Raw genomic sequence first — 16,906 nt, 5'->3', positions numbered from 1 at the left:
GGCGGACCGGACGGCGCTTTTGGCGTGAACCCGTCGACTCTGACGGGTTCCCACGGCGCTGCCCGGGTACCCGGCGGGTCCCGCTGCGCGGGTGCGACGACTGGGAGGGGACCGCCGATGAGGGCTGTGACGTGGCAGGGCGAGCGGAACGTCCGGGTGGAGGACGTGCCGGAACCGGTGATCCAGGAGCGTACGGACGCCATCGTGCGCGTCACCTCGACGGCACTGAGCGACTTCGACCTCCGTCTGTACGAGCGGCACGACACGCTCGCCCCGTTCATGAGGCCGGGCGACATCCTCGGCCACGAAGCCGTCGGGATCGTCGAGGAGACCGGCTCCGACGTCACGGAAGTGAAGCCCGGCGACCGGGTCGTCGTGCCGTTCCAGCTCGCCTGCGGACACTGCTGGATGTGCTCGGCGGGCCTGCCCGGACAGTGCCGGACGACCCGCGACCCGGACCACGACACCGGGGCGGCGCTGGTCGGCCACGGCGGGCGGTACGGCTCGGTGCCGGGCGCGCAGGCGGAGTATCTGCGTGTGCCCCAGGCCCCGTTCGGGCTCGTCCCGGTGCCGGACGGGCCGCCGGACGACCGGTTCCTCTACCTCTCCGACCTGCTGCCGAGCGCCTGGCAGGCGGTCCAGTACGCGGACATACCGCCCGCCGGCACCGTGGCCGTGCTCGGCCTCGGCCCGCTCGGCGACATGGCCTGCCGGATCGCCCTGCAACGCGGCGCCTCGCACGCCATCGGTGTCGACGTGGTGCCCGAACGGCTGGCGCGGGCACGCAAGCGGGGCGTGGAGGTGTTCGACCCGGGCGACTACGCAACCCAGGACGACCTGATCGCCGCGATCGGCACCCACACCTTCGGCCGCGGTCCCGACTCGGTGGTACTCGCCGTCGGCACCGAGGCGGGCGACGGCCTCCTCGCCCGCCTGGCCGAGGCCCGGGGAGCGGCCGGAACGCGGGGTGAGGAAGCGCGGCGCCCCTCCGGCGACGCCACCCGGCTGTCCGCCCTCCGTCTCGCCCTCGCCCTGGTCCGCCGGGGCGGCACGGTCTCCCTCGCCGGCGACTACGGCGGGACGGCCGATCCGCTGCCGCTGATGACCCTGTCCGAGAAGCACATCCAGCTCCGGGCGGGCCGGACCAACGTCCACCGCTGGAGCGAGGACATCAGGTCCTTCCTCGCCGACGACGACCCGCTCGGCGTGGACGACTTCGCCACCCACCACCTCCCGCTGGAGCAGGCGCCGTACGCGTACGACCTCTTCCACCGCGGGGCCGACGGCGCCGTCAAGATCCTGCTGCGGCCCTGACCGGGCTGTCCGGCGTGCCTGCCCGAGGGGCCACGGCCGGGCGGTGGATCACCAGAAGAACCAGCCCGGGGTGGCGCTGTAGTCCTGCGGTACGTAGTCGCACCCGCCGGCCGCGAATCCCGTCGCCGACTGCCGTGCGGCCAGCGCCTCGCCGTGCGCGTCGACCCCGTCCGCCGCGACCAGGAGGGCGGCGACGACCGCCAGCCACACCACGGGGAGGACCGGATGCGAGAGGCGCCGGGACTGCATGGTGATGCCGCCCGCCACGGCGGCCACCGCCGCCGCCAGGACCAGGCCCAGCGCCGTGAGGGTCAGCCGGTCGAGGGCCGGTGAGCCGTGGCACAACAGGTACTCGTGGGCCGGAACGAGCCGCGGCACGCGCTCGACCAGGGCCAGGGCGCTCAGCAGCGCGCCCGCGCCCACCACGTGTTCCGCCCCCGGCCTCCGCCACGCGCTCCCGCGCCGCCCGCTCTGCCCGGCCGTGCCCACCCGCATCGTTCCCCCGCCTTTGAGCCACTCTCCCCTCTCAGGACGCCTCCATCCCGTCCAGCAGTTCCTGCACCCGCTCCCCCATACAGCGCCCGAGGTTCTGGTACGCGTCGAACTGCCGGTGGTCGAACCACTGGTCACTGGTGCTGTCGTGCGGGAAGACCGGGTGGGCGGCCGCGTACGAGAGCAGTTCGTACGGCAGGTCCTTCGTCAGCGTGGTGCGGGCCACGATCAGGGTGCCGTGGCGGTCCCGGCGGCCGTCGATGTCCAGGTCTTCGGGATAGGTGATGTCACCGGTGACCACCGACGTACGGGAGAGCCGGGCGTTGAGCTCGGAGAGGACGCCGGGCGGCTGGAGCGGGTCGCTGCCGCCGGGGACCAGGGTGGTCGGCTCGTGCAGGGTGATGGTGATGCCCAGCTCCTCGCGGGCGAGCGCGATCGCCTGGGCGAGGGTGGCGGCGAAGGGCGGGATGTCACCGCTGGCGTCGATGCACACCGCCGTCCGCACGCCCTGCCGCAGCAGTTCGACGAGACCGAGGTTCTCGTAGTGGCCGCCGTCGGTCACCAGCAGCAGCCGGTCGTCCATCGGATAGCGGCCGACGACCTCGCGCAGCAGATACGGCAGACGGCGGATCAGCGGTGCCGGGGGCGAGGGCCAGGGCGGCGCGTTCCACTGCCGCGCCAGCGCCCCGGGATTGGGCAGCCAGCTGCCCAGCCGGGCGTTGGACAGGGCGAACAGCGTCTGGAAGGCCCGCGCCTGGGACCCCATGGCGGAGGCGAAGGCGGCACCCGAGATCGCGACGGCCGACTGCACGGTCAGATCCCGGGCGATGTGCCGCTTGGAGCGCCGCTCCAGACAGGTGGTGCAGGCGTAGCCGACGTCGGGGCCGCCGACGTAGTCGTGGGAGAGCGTGTAGGAGACCGCCCTGCGGCCGGGCGGGGTGCGTTCGCTGCCGGAGAGGTTGGCCGCCCCGGCGAAGATGACCTGCGGGAAACCCTCCTTGCGCGCCCCGTACACGCTCAGCGCGGTGGTCTCGTTGGCGAAGTCGTACGGCCGGGCCACCTGCGTGCCGTCCGTCCCGGCCAGCACCTCGCGGCGTACGGCGAACGCGGAGGCGAGGCGGCGGCGGTAGAAGGGGTGCAGGCTCATCCACGTCTGGTCCAGGAGCGAGCCGATGAACACCAGCACGGCCGGGACGCAGATCTGGAGCCACAGCGGCCAGGCCCAGCCGGTCGCCGTCGCCCACCCGAGGACGAGGAGGAAGACGGCCGCGAGCAGCAGCAGCACGACCCACACCGCCAGATACTGCACGAACCCGTTGGGGACGGCCCGGCTCAGGCCGGAGCGTCCGCGCACCACGTCCATCACCCTGGACAGACCCGTGCGCACGGTCTGGCGCCGCCGCCACAACGTGCCCACCAGCGCCGCGACATAGGTGACCAGCACGGTCAGGCCCGCGCCCACCGTGGCGTCGGGCCGGGTGACCTGATGCCGGGTCTGGAGGTAGACCGCCGCCCAGGCGAGCAGCGGCAGCACGAAGACCACCACGGTCAGCGCCAGCGTCAGCACCACGAACGCCTGGAAGGCCCGGGCGAACCAGCGCGCCAGGTGGTCGGCGCGGTCCCAGACGTACGCGCCCAGCCACAGCAGCCAGAGCCCGGCGGTGGCGACGAGCGTGTACGCGACCGCCCACACCGCCGGGTCGCGGAACGCCGGGCGCGGCGGCGTGGCGGTGCACTCCGCGCAGAAGCGGACACCGGGGTGGGCGAGCGGGGTCAGGTCGGTCACCGGTACGGCGTGGTAGGCCCAGCTCAGCGCCAGTCCGATGGCGGCGGTCGCGGCGGCCAGGAGCAGCAGGGACGCGAGCAGGCCGCGCAGCAGCACCCCGAGGGCGACCATCCACTGCGCGGTGCCGTCGGCGACGTACTTGGAGTGCCGCCGCAGATGGTCCTCCTCGGGCGAGCCGGGTGTGAAGACCTGCTCGGAGGTGAGGCTGCCGTTGAGGGCCAGTTGCATCGCGCCGACGGTGTAGCCGCCGCCGGAGACGGAGACCAGGTACCTGGCCTGCCGCAGCGACCGGCGCAGGGCCTGGAGGGCTCCGAGGGTGACGGTGGCCGAGCGGATACCGCCTCCGGAGACGCAGAAGCCCAGCTCCGCGTGGTCCCGGCCGGGGGCGGTGGTGCTGTGGTAGCGCCAGTGCGCCGAGACGACCCCGGGCTCGGTGTGCGGATGGGCGACGCCGGTCGGCCAGAACCGGCCGTCCGCCTCCATGACGGGCCAGGGCGGGACCAGCTCGGGGGTGGAGGGGGCGTGGTCGTGGTGGGACGAGGGGGGCGGCGGGGCGGGCGTCTCGTGGTCCGCGCCCTGGTCCTGACCCTGGTCCTGGCCCTCGCCCCGGCCCTGGCCCTGATCCTGGCCCTGGCCGTCGCCCTCGCCCTGGCCGTCGCCCTGTTCCTGATCCTGCTCCTGATCCTGGCCCTGGCCCTGGCCCCGGTCCTGGCCCTCGCCCTGGTCCTCGTCCCGGTCCTGGCTCTGATCCTGCTCCTCGCCGGTGTCGGGGGTCGTGGCCGTCGGCCGTGCCAGCATGCCTCTGCCCGCGCGTGTGACCGTGGTGGCCCACACCACCACGCCGACGACCGTGGCCGCTCCGAGCAGCAGCCATCGGACGGTCTCCAGCGCCGCGGCCGTCGCGAACGGCCAGTCGCGGACGCGGCCGTGCGCCCGCAGCGCGCCGACCAGCAGGCCGTTCTCCACCAGGCCGAACACCGCCCCGGCGAACGTGGCGATCAGCGCCCAGTGGGCGACCTGCCGGCCGCGCAGCCCGGCGTAGGTGTGGTGCCCGATCTGGAAGACGAGCAGCAGCGTCGCGGCGCCGCAGGCGATCCAGACCATATGGGCCACCAGCGCGTCCCGGAAGGCGGCGGCGTGCCCGTCGTACACCTCCTTGGCGGCGGTGGCCGAGCCGGCGAGCTGGAGCCGGGGGAGGTCGACGTCCGGGGCGCGCCACAGGAAGTAGGCGAGGCCGAGCGCCGCCGGGACGAGCGCCGCCCAGGCCCGCAGGAAGCCCTGGCGGGCGGTGACGGGCCGGGCGGGCCGGACGGTGGTCGCGAGCGGCGGCGAGGAGTGAGGCATCGGCTCACCTCATGAGGTCGGTGGTCATGCGTACCGTCCTGGTGGTCCACCGTCCCCGTTTCGGTGTGCCACCCGGACCGTACGCGCGGGTCAGTCCGGAGGTTCCTCCGGTTCCACGTCGTCGGCGGGTGCCTTGTCGTCGCCCGGGGCGGGCTTCCCGGCGCGGCGGTCGTCCACTTCGCGCATCCGGCGGTGCACGGCCTCGCGCAGGCTCTCCTCGCCGGGCGTGGACGGCGTCGGCCCGGTCTCGGGCTCGCGGGTCTTGGGCTCGGAGGTTTCGGGCTCAGGGGTCTCGGGCTCAGGGGTCTTGGGCTCGGAGGTCTCGGGCTCAGGGGTCCGGGTCGCGTCGTCCTCGGGCTCTTCCCGCGGGCCGGAGGCGCCGGAGCGCGGTGTGCTACCCATGGTCGTGCTTGCCGCCGCCCTGCCAGGTCCCCTCGGTGACCTGACCGGCCTTCAGCTCGTCGATCTGGGAGCGCCACAGATCGGCGCGCGAGGCGGTCGTCCTCTTGACGGTGGCGGTCAGGGTCCGGGCGGCGCTGAAGCGGTCGGACTCCGGGCCGCTGGCGGCGATGCGCGCGTTGGTCCTCGTGTGCGCGTCGATGGCGGAGCGCAGGCTTCCGGCGTGCGCGGTGAGCTTGCCCAGGTCGCGGAAGACGGGGCCCTTGGTGTCGAACCAGATCTGCTGCCACCAGTGGTCCGTGACCGGTTCGCGCCAGCTCAGATAGCCGCCTTCGAGGATCTTGCGCGGCCCGTCGAGCTTGCCGGTGAAGCTGTAGCGGACGCCGGGCGCGGTGACGGGGTCGTAGAAGTTCGGGGTGAAGAAGTCCGACACGAGGAAGCCGTTGATGGTGTAGCCGTTCTCGGGCGCCTCGGAGGGGTCGGCGACCTCGACGAGGAACTCCACCACGCCCTGGTCCTTCTTCGGTGACTGCCCCGCCACCAGGCGGTTGCCCCAGGGGTCGCCGAGCATCTCCAGCATCTCGTGGCTGGCCGTCAGCGACCAGCTGTCGCTGTACTGGATCAGGGAGAAGGGCTGGCCGTTCTTGTCCATGTGGACACCGGCCGCGCCGGGTTCGCCGATGTCGTCGCGGACGATCATCGGCCAGTAGCCGACCGGCACGTCGTGCAGGCTGTCGAAGGCGTCGACGGACGCCGGGATCTGCCACAGCGGCGCGAAGTCCCGGATGGCCTGCTTCTGGAGGGCGGCGGCCACCCGGGTGAGCTGGGACGAGGTGATCTGGTCGGTCTCGGACACGAGGGCGAGCTGGGTGACCAGCATGGGGGCTCCTTGTCTGGGGAAGGGTCAGGTCAGCAGGCGGGCCAGCGCCTCGGCGTAGTCGGCGGGCAGGTTCCCCTCGTCGGCCAGGGTGGCGAGGAAGACCGGGTCGCCCGACGCGGTCAGGGCGTCCAGCGCGACCGGCTCCAGCTCGGCCGGTGCGGCGGTGAGCGGGCCGATCCCGGGCCCGGTCGGGTGCGTCTCGCCACTGGCGCTCAGCAGCGGCAGGCGCGGGCGCAGTTCGGCGCCGGTGGGCTCGATCTCGTCCAGGGCCAGCTGCCAGCGCACCCCGCCGCCGGGGGACGCCGTGATCGGCGGGACGGGGGTGGCGGCGAGCGCGGGGAGGTCGGCCAGCGCGCCGGCCAGCCTCTCGGTGGCCTCACCGAGACTGAGCCCGGCGACGATGGTGTCGGCCGTCCCGTCGTCCAGGCGCAGTACGTGCTCGCCCGCCGTCCCGGGGACCGGCTCCAGGTTCTCCCCGGGGGCGAGGGCCCGCATCAGCCGCCCGGATCCGTAGCGGGCGACGCCGTCGACGGCCACCAGCCGGATGTCCTCGTCGCGGGCGTCGACGAGGGAGGTATAGGGGTCGCCGTGGGTGCCGGCGACGACGACGAGGTCCGCGCGCATCCCCGCGCCCAGCGACCCCAGGGCCGACTCCCAGCGCAGGATGCGGGCCGCGTCCCGGGTGACCATCGCGACCAGCTCCCGGTCGCTGAAGACGGATCCGGCGGCGGTGGACGCCAGCCGGGCCGCCTTGAGTTCGCCGAGGAGCCCCTTGCTGCCGGACACCGACCAGTCCGAGCCGAGACCCATGAGCACACCGGCCTCCTTGGCGGCGGCGATGTCGGCGGTCTTCCCGTACAGCAGGAGGTTGGAGAGCGGCGACCACACCATGGAGCCGCCGTGCGCGGCGAACACGGTGAAGTCCTCGGCGTTCAGGCCGGTGCAGTGGATGCCCACCAGGTTCTCGGTGATGGCCCACTTGCCGGGCTGGAACTGGAGGGCCTGGAAGTGCGCGCGGGCGGCCGCGTCGGTGCCTTCGGCCAGGTGCAGGAGGAGGCGGTGCGGCTGCTTGAGGCGGGCCAGGAACTTCTCGGCGTCCTTCGCCTCCACGTCCGCGATGCGCGAGGCGGCCTCGGGCAGGTCGGGGGTGTCGGTCTGTTCGACGTTGCGGACGACGCCGCGGTACATCCGGCGGGCCCCGGCGTTGCTGAACAGGGCGATGCCCTGGCTGGTGGTGGTGCCGTTGACGAGGGCCTTCGCCTCGACGTACCGCACGACGGCGGGCATCAGCCGGGGGTCCTGGCCGAGCACCTTCATCGGGCCGGTGACCAGGGTGCGGTAGGCGGGGTTGCCGCTGCCGCCCCACTGCGAGCGGTTGCCGTACCGTTTCGGCACCTGCCACAGCGGCAGCACGTCGTACGGGAGGTGGTTGTGCAGCTCGATCAGCCCCGGGTAGACCGAGCCCCGGGTGTCGAGGGGGGTCACGCCCGCAAACCCGGGCGGGGCGGGGGCGGTGGCCGGGAGCACCGCCTCGATGAGCGTGCCGGACACATAGAGGACTCCGTCGTCGAGCACGGTGTCCGCCGGGTCGAGGGTGACGATACGGCCGCGCAGGGCGTACCGGCCGGTATCCGGGGCGTCTGCTCCAGGTGACATACGGGCGTCCCTTCTCGTCCTCCCGAGGAGGTAAGGATGAACACCGCATATCGGATGAACATCACTTAATAGACACCATGCCGTAATGTCATCCGGCGATCACCTTCTGTCATGACTGATCGCCCGCATGGAGTAGGAGCCCGAATGCAGCCCTTCGACCCCGGCTACGCGCAGGAGCCGTACGCCACGCTCGTACGCGACCACCCCGGCCCCGACATCTATCCGGTCAACCACTTCCGCGTGGAGTGGGGCCCGATCTTCCACCGCGGGCGGCTCGACGGCACGGCCCGCGTGCTGGTCATCGGCCAGGACCCGGCGGCCCACGAGGCCATCACGCGCCGCATCCTCGTCGGCACCGCGGGCCGCCGCTTCCAGGGTTTCCTCGCCAAACTCGGCGTCGACACGAGCTATGTGATGGTCAATACGTTCCTGTACAGCGTCTACGGCCAGCAGGGCGGTACCGCGCACGCCAGGGACGAGCACATCGCCGCGTACCGGCACCGCTGGCTGGACGCGATCGTCGAGCACCAGCCCATCGAGGCGGTGATCGCCCTGGGCGGCCTCGCGGACACCGCGTTCCACAGCTGGCGCGAGACCACGTCGGGCGCCGCGTACACCGGTGCCTACCAGCACATCCTCCATCCCACCTACCCCGACAGCGCGGCCGGCTCCGGGACGGACCCCGCGGTGGCGATGGCGAAGCTGCTGACGAACTGGAACAGCGCGCTCGACGCCCTGCACGGCACGGTCACGCCCGACGCCGCGCGCCCGCTCGTGCATTACGGCACCACCCTGACCCCGGCGGACCTCGCCACCATCCCCCCGGGCGACCTCCCGGCGGGGCTCCCGGCGTGGATGCGCTCCGACGAGCCGTGGGCCTCCCGGCAGGGGGCGACCCCGGCGGAGAAGCGGGCCACGATCACCGTCCAAATTCCGGCCGACCAGCGCCCGTTCACCTGAATCCCGGCCGCGGGGCCGCTTCTGGTACTCCTAGGAGCGACCGAAACCCGTCTGTGCCCTTATGGAGACCGGAGACCGCCATGGCCGTGCGCCGCGTAGTGCCCAACATCCGGACGGAAGCCCTGCCCCGGAGCCGGGAGTTCTATGGACTGCTGGGGTTCGAGGAGGTGATGAACCACGGCTGGATCATGACGCTCGCCTCTCCGGCCGCCGCCACCGCGCAGGTCAGCCTGATGTCCGAGGACAGGACCGCGCCGGTGGTGCCCGACCTGAGCGTCGAGGTGGACGACGTGGACGCGGCCTACGCGGCCGTACGAGCGAGCGGCGCCGAGATCGTGCATCCGCTCCAGGACGAGGAGTGGGGTGTGCGCCGGTTCTTCGTCCGCGACCCCGACGGCCGGGTGGTCAACGTGCTGGCACACCGCTGACAGGGCCCCTGCCGGCCCGGGCGTATCGTCCGGGCCGGCAGCGGGGCGGCGGTTATCCGCGCAGGTCCACCACCGCGCGCAGCTTGCCGCTGGTGGGGCTGCGGTCCAGCTTCGCGCCGTCGACCGCCTCCACCGCCAGGTCGAGCAGCCGCTCGGTGACGGCGGAGCGCAGCTCGGGATAGCCGGCCAGGAACGCCTCCCGCAGCCGCTCCGGGTCGGCCGCGCCGGCGCGTTCCACCCGGACGGTGAGCCGCTCGCGGGTGTCCTGCCGGATGAGGACGGTCTGGAGCTCACCGCTGTAGCCGGCGCGCTCCTGGGCGATGGCCGCGAAACGGCGGTGGTTGAGGAAGTACGTGGCGACCCGCACCACGTCCCCGGTCCTGCCGCGCAGTTCGAAGCGGGGTGCGTGGCTGCCGCACGGGCAGCGGCCCTCGACCGCGCGGCCGAGATCGCCGATCACATACCTCCCGAGGTGCTGGCCGCGCCGGGCGTGCGTGGTGAAGACCAGCCTGCCGGTCTCCCCCGGGGCCACCGGGCGGTCGGCCTCCAGGTCGAGTATCTCCATGGTGTGCAGATCGGCGTGCAGGTGGTGGACGCCGCCGGTGCTCCGGGCGCACTGGTAGCCGAGCGGGCCGAGGTCGGTGCTGCCGTACGTGATGGACCGTACGACCTCGATGCCGAAGGTGTCGCGCAGGGTGCGCTGCTGGGCGTCGGTGAAGTGCTCGCCGCCGTAGAACACCTTGCGGATGCCGCCGTACGCGCGCAGCGCGTCCGCCTCCTCGTGCAGCAGTTGCCACAGGTAGGAGGGCATACCGAAAAGGGTGTCCGCCCGGTGGTCGATCAGCGCCCGCGCCGTGGCCCGGTGGTCGGGGCCCGCCGCGAGCGGCAGTTGGACGCCGCCCAGGCGCTCCAGGATGGAGAAGAAGCTGATGAAGCTGCCGTACATACCGCCGCAGTAGAAGAGGTTGGCGGTACGGTCCGCCATCGGGTCGTAGCCCGCGGCGAGCAGGCCGCGGGCGGCGGCGTGCATCTGGGTGTCGTAGTCGTCGTAGCTGAAGAGGGAGAGCGCGGGGGCGCCGGTGCTGCCGCCGCTGTGGAAGTACAGCTCGGCGTCGGCCCTGGAGACCTGGCGGTTGAGCTCCTGGGCCTCCTCCTTGCCGGTCAGCGGGCCGCTCGGGGGCGGCAGGAGGACGGGCCGGGCCAGGTCGTCCAGGCAGGCGGTGGTGGCGAACCGGGCGTCGGCCTGGACCGCGACGCGGCGGCTGTAGCGCTGGAGCGCGTACACCCCGTCGTGCGGCTCTCCCGAGTACCCCGCGAGCATCGCACCGAGCGGGGTGACGCGGGTGACGCCCGCGGCGAAGGCGGCGCGGGCGAGTTCGGCGGTGTCGGTGGGGCTCGCCGCGATGCCGACGGTCTGGAGGTAGCGGCGCATCGGACGCAGGGTCGCGATCAGCTTCCCGCGCGGCAGCGGCTTGACCCACACGCTGCGGTGCAGCGGCGAGGCGGTGAGGGCCGGACGGGTGTCGGCCATGACCCGCCAGGAGCCGTCGGGAGCGGCGAACACCCTGGTCAGACCGAGGTGTTCCTCCAGGCGGGCGACGAGCTCGGTGGTGGTCAGCTCGGCCTGCTCGGCGATGTCGGGCTCCTCCACGGCCGCGGGCCGGGCCGCCAGGACCTCCGCGAAGCGCTCGGCGAAGGCGAAGACGTCCCGCTCGTCCTCGGTGTCGAGATAGACCACCTGGGGGCTGGAGCAGGCCTGCTGCTCGTGGAGGCACACGTCGTCCGCCAGGGCCTCGAGCGTCTCGCTCTCGTCCCAGGCGTCGCGGGTGAGGTAGGCGAAGGAGATGCGGTGGCCCCACTCCACCAGCCGGCAGCCGGGCGGCACATGGGCGGCGATCCCCTCGACGGCACTCTCGCCGCCCCATACGGCGACGGCGTCGGCGGGCGCGCACATCTGCTCCAGCCACTCCTTGCGGGAGGAGGAGAAGCGCAGCACGACGACGCGGGCGGCGAGGGCGCCGGAGGTGTCGAACGCGGCGAGCTCGGCCAGCAGGTGCTGGGTGAGGAGGGTGTCGCCGCCGCTGGTCTTGAGGATGTTGACGTTTCCGGCGAGCAGGCCCTCGACGATGCTGAGCGGGGCGACGGTGGCCGCGTTGCCCGGCGCGATGTGGGCGACGAGGCCGACCGGCGCCCACGCCTCGTACACCGTCTCGCGGGCGTCGGGCCGGTTCAGCCGTCCCGGGGCGGTCCCGCCCAGTTCGCGGCGCAGCTTGCGGGTCAGCTCGGTACGGCTGAGGTGGGTGCCGAGTTCGTCGAGGAGCGCCGCGTCCTCGCCCTCGGGCAGATGCCGTACGAGCCGGTCGCGCACCGGGTGCGCCGGGTCGCGCAGGGCCGTGGCGAGGGCGTCGCAGGCGGCCAGGACCGTCTCGGTCTCCAGCGGGCTCGCCAGGGCCTCCTGGACGACGGCGGGCAGGGTGGCCAGGCGCCGCCCGGCCTCCTCGTCGCCGATGAACGCGCCCTGCCAGTAGTGGGGCCCGCCGGTCCCGTCCATGGTCTCGGTCTCCATATCCCTCTCCGTCTCTGTCCGCGCGGTCACGACATGCCCTTCATCAGTTCGGCGGCGGCCACCGCGCAGCTCTTGTTGCGGCTCACTCCGGCGCGTCCGTGGACGGTGAACCAGTCGGTGCCGAGGTCGCACCCGCACTCCGAGCCGGGGTGCAGCGAGGCGAGGTCACCCATGACGACGCTCTGCGCCGGTACGGAGGTGATGTACGGGGAGACGAGGTGCAGATAGCCGCTCTCGCCGTACGGCAGCGGCTCCAGGGTGGCGGTGGAGAGGATGGCGACGCGCGACCAGACGGGGGCGTGCAGCCGGTGGTGGTCGCACTCGATGTAGGGGATGCAGTGCTCGACGGATCCGAAGGTGTCGCGGATGCGGTCGCCGGGGATGCCGAGCTGCTCGGTGACGCGGGCGTACAGCTCGTCCTTGCCGATGCTCCGGTCGGCGTGGCCCTTCCAGCCGCCGCCGAGGACGACCAGGGAGCCCTCGGGCAGGCGCAGCGGCGGCAGGCCCATCGCGCGCATCCGCTCCAGGGTGAAGTAGAGGAAGGCGGGGAAGCCCAGGATGCGCACGGGGGCGTCGTCCTGCTCGAAGCGGCGCAGCGCGGCGACGCAGCCGAAGGGGTCGAACTCGTGGCCGTCGCCGGTGTTGCGCAGCGCGTACTCCACCGTGCGGGCGGGCGCGAAGTCGCAGAGGTAGTTGTCGGTGAAGGCCGTGCCGAGGTTGAGGGCGGGGGACGGTTCGTAGCTGTAGAGGAGGTAGTTGACCTCCGTGTCCGGGGTGATCCAGCCGTTGCGCTCGAAGATGCGGGCGACCATGCGCTGGGCCGAGCGGATGGTCCAGCGGTCGAAGAACATCTGCGACTTCTGGCCGGTGGTGCCGGAGGAGGTCAGATGCAGGTCGACGTCCTCGCGCGGGATGGACAGCACCTCGTGGCGCTTGAAGAAGGTGGCGTGCACCAGCGGGGCCCGGTAGGGGTGCGCGGGCGGCGTCGCCTCGTACAGCGAGCGGAAGAACGGGGAGCGTTCGGCGTGCCAGGCGTTGGTCTCCGCCATGGCCGCGGCGAACAGCTCGTCCACGGCGGGCCCGCAGGCGTACGGGTCGGTCAGGTCGCACAGCTCCTGCACATGCGGCAGGAGCGCGGGGTCGGGGACGCCGACCGGGGCGAGATGGGGGTTCATGAGGCAACCTCTGGGGTGGGCAGGTAGGTCGACGTCCAGGCCGACACATAGCAGTCCAGATAGGGCTGGAGGGGCGGCTCGACGACGACGCCGCGGAAGTCGATCTGCTCGGTGGTGCGCGAGAGCACCACGTAGTCGTGGAAGCCGTCGCCGTCCGCGCGCATCGCCGGGTAGAGCGCGCCCGCGACGAAGCCCTGCGCGAGGAACGCGGAGAGCGCCTGGTGGTGCGCGAGCGGCACCAGCGCCTCCACATAGCCCGCCCCGGCCCGGGTCAGGGCCCTGGTCACGGGTTCGAGGTGGGCGGCAGCGGCGGCGGGGCCGGGGTGGGCGGTCAGGAGCGAGCAGTAGCCGCCGGTGCGGTTGAGGTACGCGTAGACCTCGAACCGGCCGTCCTCGGGGGTGAGCAGCACATTGGGCGTGTGCAGCGGGTAGAACCACCCGGCGGTGTCGGGGAAGCGCTCGTGGAAGCGGCGGCGCACGAAGGCGGGGGCCTCGATCATCTCCAGGCGTTCGGTGTCCCCGCGCTCCGGCGCCGGGAGCGGGCCGGTGGCGCGGACGTCGCCGTAACTGACGCCGAGACAGCCCTCCACGGCGTTCAGGAGCGGGAGCAGCGCGGCGGGCACCTCGGTGACCGGTACGCGGCGCTCCAGGACCCCGGCCGAGTGACGCGCGTAGAGCGCGAGGCTCTCACGGCTGCTGAGATCGACCGCGTTGGGCAGGACGCCCAGGGGGCGGAACCCGTTGCGGGCGACGACGCGCTGGGGTCCGGCGCTGACGGTGCGGACGGTGGCGTACACGGAGTCCAGGCGCCCGCTGTCGAGCATGCGGGCGCAGAGCGCCTCGGTCAGCAGGGCGGCCAGGCCGCCGGCGCGGTGCTCGGGGTGGACGGCCAGGCCTTCGAGGCGGCCGATCCTGCTGCCCGGCTCGCCGTGGATGGCGGCCGACGCGGCGAGCGCGCCGGTCTGTGGGCAACGGGCCACCAGCCACAGGGAGTCGGGGTCCTGGATGAGGCGGGCCATCTCGGCGGGGTCGGTGCCGAGCCCGGCCGGGTAGTGGGGCCCGTAGACGGCGTAGTAGAGCTGGCGCAGTTCGGCGATGTCGGCGCCGGTGGCCGGGGTGACGAGGGCGTTCACCGCTCGCTCCCGACGGTCTCGGGGGTCCGGGCGGTGGGTTCGCTCGGACTCGTGCTGTCCGCGGGTGAGTCGGGGGACCCGAGCAGGGCCAGGGCCACCGCGGCGGGCAGCAGTCCGGCCGCCTGGACCAGGCACAGGGTCCGCGCGGACAGCTGGTCCCCGGCCAGGCCGAACAGCAGCGAGGCCACCGGGAAGGACGCGCCGAGGACCGCCTGCATCACCGCGAAGAAGCCGGGCTTGTCGGCCGCGGGCACCAGCCGCTGGAACAGGGCCACGAAGCGGACCCCGATGACGCCGACGCACCAGCCGGCCACGACCAGGCTCCCCGCGAAGACCGGCCGCCCGGGGAACAGGCCCGGCAGGGCGAGGGCGCCCGCCATCAGCGCCAGACAGCAGGCGCCGGTCACGGTGGGCCGGCCCGGCACCCGGGCGCCGGTGAACGAGCCGAGCAGCGTGCCGCACCCCAGGGACGCCTCCAGGAGGGCCACGGTGGAGCCGCCGCCGTCGAGGACCGTGCGGGTGTAGAGGGGGATGACGACGAACACGGCCGTGGTGAAGAGGTTGGCGGCGGTGAAGCACACCAGGATGCGGCGTACGTACGGCAGTCCGCCGAGGATCGCGCGGAGCGTGCGCCGCCCGGGTGCGGTGTGCTCGGTGTTCTCGGTGTGCTCGCCGTCGGCGCCGGGTGCGGTACGGAAGCGGACGCCCGTGATGAGCAGCGCGGCGGCGAGGTAGGCGGCCCCGCAGCCCGCCCCGAGCCCGGCCAAGCCCGCGCGGTCGACGGTCACGGCGCCGAGCAGCGCCCCGCCGAGCCCGGCCAGGGACTGGGTGGACAGCTCGAAACCGGTCGCGGTCTCGATGTCCTCGTCGTCGACGAGTTCGGGCACCGAGGTGGTCAGACAGGGGTCGAAGAAGGCCTGGCAGGTGGCGAGTGCCAGGGTCGCGGCATAGACGGCGGGCAGCGGAAGTCCGCTCGTCCACGCCCACCCGGCGAGCGCGAGGGCGACGGCTCCGGCCACCGCGGCGGCCGTGCGCAGCACCGAGCGGTGGGCGCTGCGGGCGACGACACGGGCCACCACCGGGGCGAGCGCCACGGCGGGCAGGGTGCTGACGGCCATGAACAGGCCGGAGGCGAGGCCGCGTCCGCCCTCGACCGCGTAGGCCACCAGCCACCAGGAGACGCCGACCTGGAACATACGGACGGCCGCCTGGGTCAGGACCTGGCTCAGCCATACGGCGCCGAAGGCGCGGTTGCGCAGGACCAGCGGGGCGCGGCGGCCCCCGTCCACGAGCGGGGCGCTCATATCGTGGGCCTCTCGTCCAGGACACGGACGAGCTTGCCCGTACGCGGGTTGACGGCGAGGTCGCGGTGGCGCGCCCACTCGACCGAGAGCGGGTGCACGAAGCCGGCGGTCACGCTGTCCGGGTACAGCGGCCGGGCGCTCTCCAGCTCGGTGACGACGGCCTTGGCGAGGACGTCGAGCACGGCCGGGTCGTCGTCGCCCGGGGCGGTGGCGAGCCGCAGCACCAGGCCGTCGCGTCCCTCCCAGCGGCGTACGACCAGCTGCATACCGGCGATACGGCCCTCGATGTCGGCCTGGGCGACGGCGTCCTGCGCGTCCTGCGCGTACAGGGACACGGGCCCCACCCGCACGCCTTCCTCGGCGCGGCCGAGGATGCGGAAGTGGCCGCGCTCGGTGTCGGTCCACTCGGCGCGGTCGCCCGCGGGGTAGCGGATGACGGGCATGAGGCGGCGGAACAGGCTGGTCACCACGGCGCGGCCGGGGCGGCCCGGCTCGGTGATGGGCTCGCCGGTGGTGTCGTCGAGGATCTCGACGACCGAGTGCGGCGTGAAGGCGCGGTGCACCCGGGGGTCGGGGCCGGGCACGGGGCGGCCGAGCAGTCCCGCGTCGACACTCGCGTAACCCACCGAGCGGATCGCCGCGTTGGGAAAGGCGGCGGCCAGCAGCCGCCGTTGGTCGGCGAAGAGGGCCTCGCCGCCGAAGAGGACCAGCTCGACCGCGTCCAGGCGCAGCTCCGCCGCGAGAACGTGCTCGGCGAGGCGGCACAGCGTGGTCGTGGTGCCCGTGAGGACCTGCGCGGCGAATTCCCGCAGGGTCGCCACCGTCGACTCCAGCGGCGCGGCGCCGCCGATGGGCAGCCGTACGTTGTCCACGGGGGCGTGGGCGAGCGAGTCGAGGAGGAACAGGAAGCTGGCGTAGAGCTCGCCCGCGTAGAAGAGGTCCGCGACGCGGTGCCCGGGGCGCAGACCGGTGTCCACCAGGCCCTGGCCGAAGACGGTGACGAAGGTGCGCCACTCGTCGCGGGTGTAGACCGAGAACTTGGGGGCCCCGGTGGTGCCGCCGGTCTTGTAGACGGTCGCCTCGCTGAGCGGTCCGGTCAGGACGCGGTTGCCGTCGAGGGTGTTGGCCGCCCAGAACGCCTCCTGGTCCACGACCGGCAGGTCGGTGAGGCGGCTGGCGTCCGGTGGCAGGGACGCGTAAAGCTCCTGGTAGAAGGGCGAGTTGTGACGGGCGAACCGGATGAGGTCCGAAAGCTGCTGGGCGGACATGCGGCCTTTGCCTAGGTGAACGGAGTCGGGCGGGAATCACCGCGGCAGGGCGCGATGAGGTGCTCGCCGCCTGCGGGATCGGTCGACGTCCAGGGGTTTTCCCCGTGCCCCCGGCGCCTTGAGGCGCGTCGAGAACTGACGCGCGGTCACGATGATGGAACATCCGCGCGCGAATCGCAAAGTTGGCCGCACATCCACCGG

Annotated in this window: 13 protein-coding genes; 3 read left to right on the top strand and 10 right to left on the bottom strand. The window is 73.2% G+C overall.

Translation table 11 applies throughout. The features are described 5' to 3' along the window. Positions 1 to 117 precede the first annotated feature (117 nt). Positions 118 to 1,314, top strand: a complete 1,197-nt coding sequence (locus tag ABZ404_RS24915) for an alcohol dehydrogenase catalytic domain-containing protein (protein WP_358834246.1) — start codon at positions 118 to 120, stop codon at positions 1,312 to 1,314. 48 nt (positions 1,315 to 1,362) lie between these two features. Here ABZ404_RS24915 and ABZ404_RS24910 read toward each other — a convergent pair whose 3' ends face one another. From ABZ404_RS24910 to ABZ404_RS24890, 5 genes are all read right to left on the bottom strand, one after another. After that, entirely contained in the window at positions 1,363 to 1,809 is a 447-nt protein-coding gene (locus ABZ404_RS24910) for a hypothetical protein (protein ID WP_358834245.1), read from the bottom strand. Between the two features lie 31 nt (positions 1,810 to 1,840). Next, positions 1,841 to 4,936 (bottom strand): hypothetical protein, encoded by a 3,096-nt coding sequence (locus ABZ404_RS24905; protein WP_358834244.1) that lies wholly within the window; start codon positions 4,934 to 4,936, stop codon positions 1,841 to 1,843. Positions 4,937 to 5,026: 90 nt separating this feature from the next. Continuing rightward, positions 5,027 to 5,338: a hypothetical protein gene (locus ABZ404_RS24900; RefSeq protein WP_358834243.1), complete on the bottom strand. Its 312-nt coding sequence runs from the start codon at positions 5,336 to 5,338 to the stop codon at positions 5,027 to 5,029. Beyond that, positions 5,331 to 6,215, bottom strand: coding sequence for a hypothetical protein (locus tag ABZ404_RS24895; RefSeq protein WP_358834242.1), 885 nt, complete (start codon positions 6,213 to 6,215; stop codon positions 5,331 to 5,333). Before ABZ404_RS24895 ends, ABZ404_RS24900 begins: the two co-directional genes overlap by 8 nt. A 24-nt stretch (positions 6,216 to 6,239) precedes the next feature. Next, a complete protein-coding gene (locus tag ABZ404_RS24890) occupies positions 6,240 to 7,871 on the bottom strand; it encodes an amidohydrolase family protein (protein WP_358834241.1) in 1,632 nt (543 codons plus the stop codon). Between the two features lie 144 nt (positions 7,872 to 8,015). On the opposite strand from ABZ404_RS24890, the gene ABZ404_RS24885 reads away from it, so the two are divergent. Both ABZ404_RS24885 and ABZ404_RS24880 read left to right on the top strand, forming a co-directional pair. Further along, a complete protein-coding gene (locus ABZ404_RS24885; protein WP_358834240.1) occupies positions 8,016 to 8,831 on the top strand; it encodes a uracil-DNA glycosylase family protein in 816 nt (271 codons plus the stop codon). Between the two features lie 80 nt (positions 8,832 to 8,911). Then, on the top strand, positions 8,912 to 9,259 hold the full coding sequence (locus tag ABZ404_RS24880) for a VOC family protein (RefSeq protein WP_358834239.1): 348 nt from the start codon (positions 8,912 to 8,914) through the stop codon (positions 9,257 to 9,259). Between the two features lie 52 nt (positions 9,260 to 9,311). On the opposite strand, the gene ABZ404_RS24875 is transcribed toward ABZ404_RS24880, so the two are convergent. The 5 genes from ABZ404_RS24875 to ABZ404_RS24855 are packed head-to-tail and all read right to left on the bottom strand — an operon-like array spanning position 9,312 to position 16,705. Then, complete coding sequence (locus ABZ404_RS24875) at positions 9,312 to 11,825, bottom strand: acyl-CoA reductase (protein ID WP_358834238.1); 2,514 nt, start codon at positions 11,823 to 11,825, stop codon at positions 9,312 to 9,314. A gap of 26 nt (positions 11,826 to 11,851) precedes the next feature. Further along, the gene (locus ABZ404_RS24870) at positions 11,852 to 13,000 is read right to left on the bottom strand and encodes an acyl-protein synthase (protein ID WP_358834237.1); all 1,149 of its coding nucleotides are present in this window, start codon (positions 12,998 to 13,000) and stop codon (positions 11,852 to 11,854) included. Beyond that, positions 12,997 to 14,133 (bottom strand): GNAT family N-acetyltransferase, encoded by a 1,137-nt coding sequence (locus ABZ404_RS24865; protein WP_358834236.1) that lies wholly within the window; start codon positions 14,131 to 14,133, stop codon positions 12,997 to 12,999. Before ABZ404_RS24865 ends, ABZ404_RS24870 begins: the two co-directional genes overlap by 4 nt. Then, positions 14,130 to 15,437: an MFS transporter gene (locus tag ABZ404_RS24860; RefSeq protein WP_358834235.1), complete on the bottom strand. Its 1,308-nt coding sequence runs from the start codon at positions 15,435 to 15,437 to the stop codon at positions 14,130 to 14,132. The genes ABZ404_RS24865 and ABZ404_RS24860 overlap by 4 nt, the downstream gene beginning before the upstream one ends. Next, positions 15,434 to 16,705, bottom strand: a complete 1,272-nt coding sequence (locus tag ABZ404_RS24855) for an AMP-binding protein (RefSeq protein ID WP_358834234.1) — start codon at positions 16,703 to 16,705, stop codon at positions 15,434 to 15,436. Before ABZ404_RS24855 ends, ABZ404_RS24860 begins: the two co-directional genes overlap by 4 nt. Positions 16,706 to 16,906: the final 201 nt, after the last annotated feature.

This window comes from Streptomyces sp. NPDC005878 (assembly GCF_040629815.1).
In the GTDB taxonomy this organism is placed as follows: domain Bacteria; phylum Actinomycetota; class Actinomycetes; order Streptomycetales; family Streptomycetaceae; genus Streptomyces.
The sequence above is the reverse complement of the archived record's forward strand: the minus strand, read 5'-3'. Positions and strand labels throughout refer to the sequence as shown.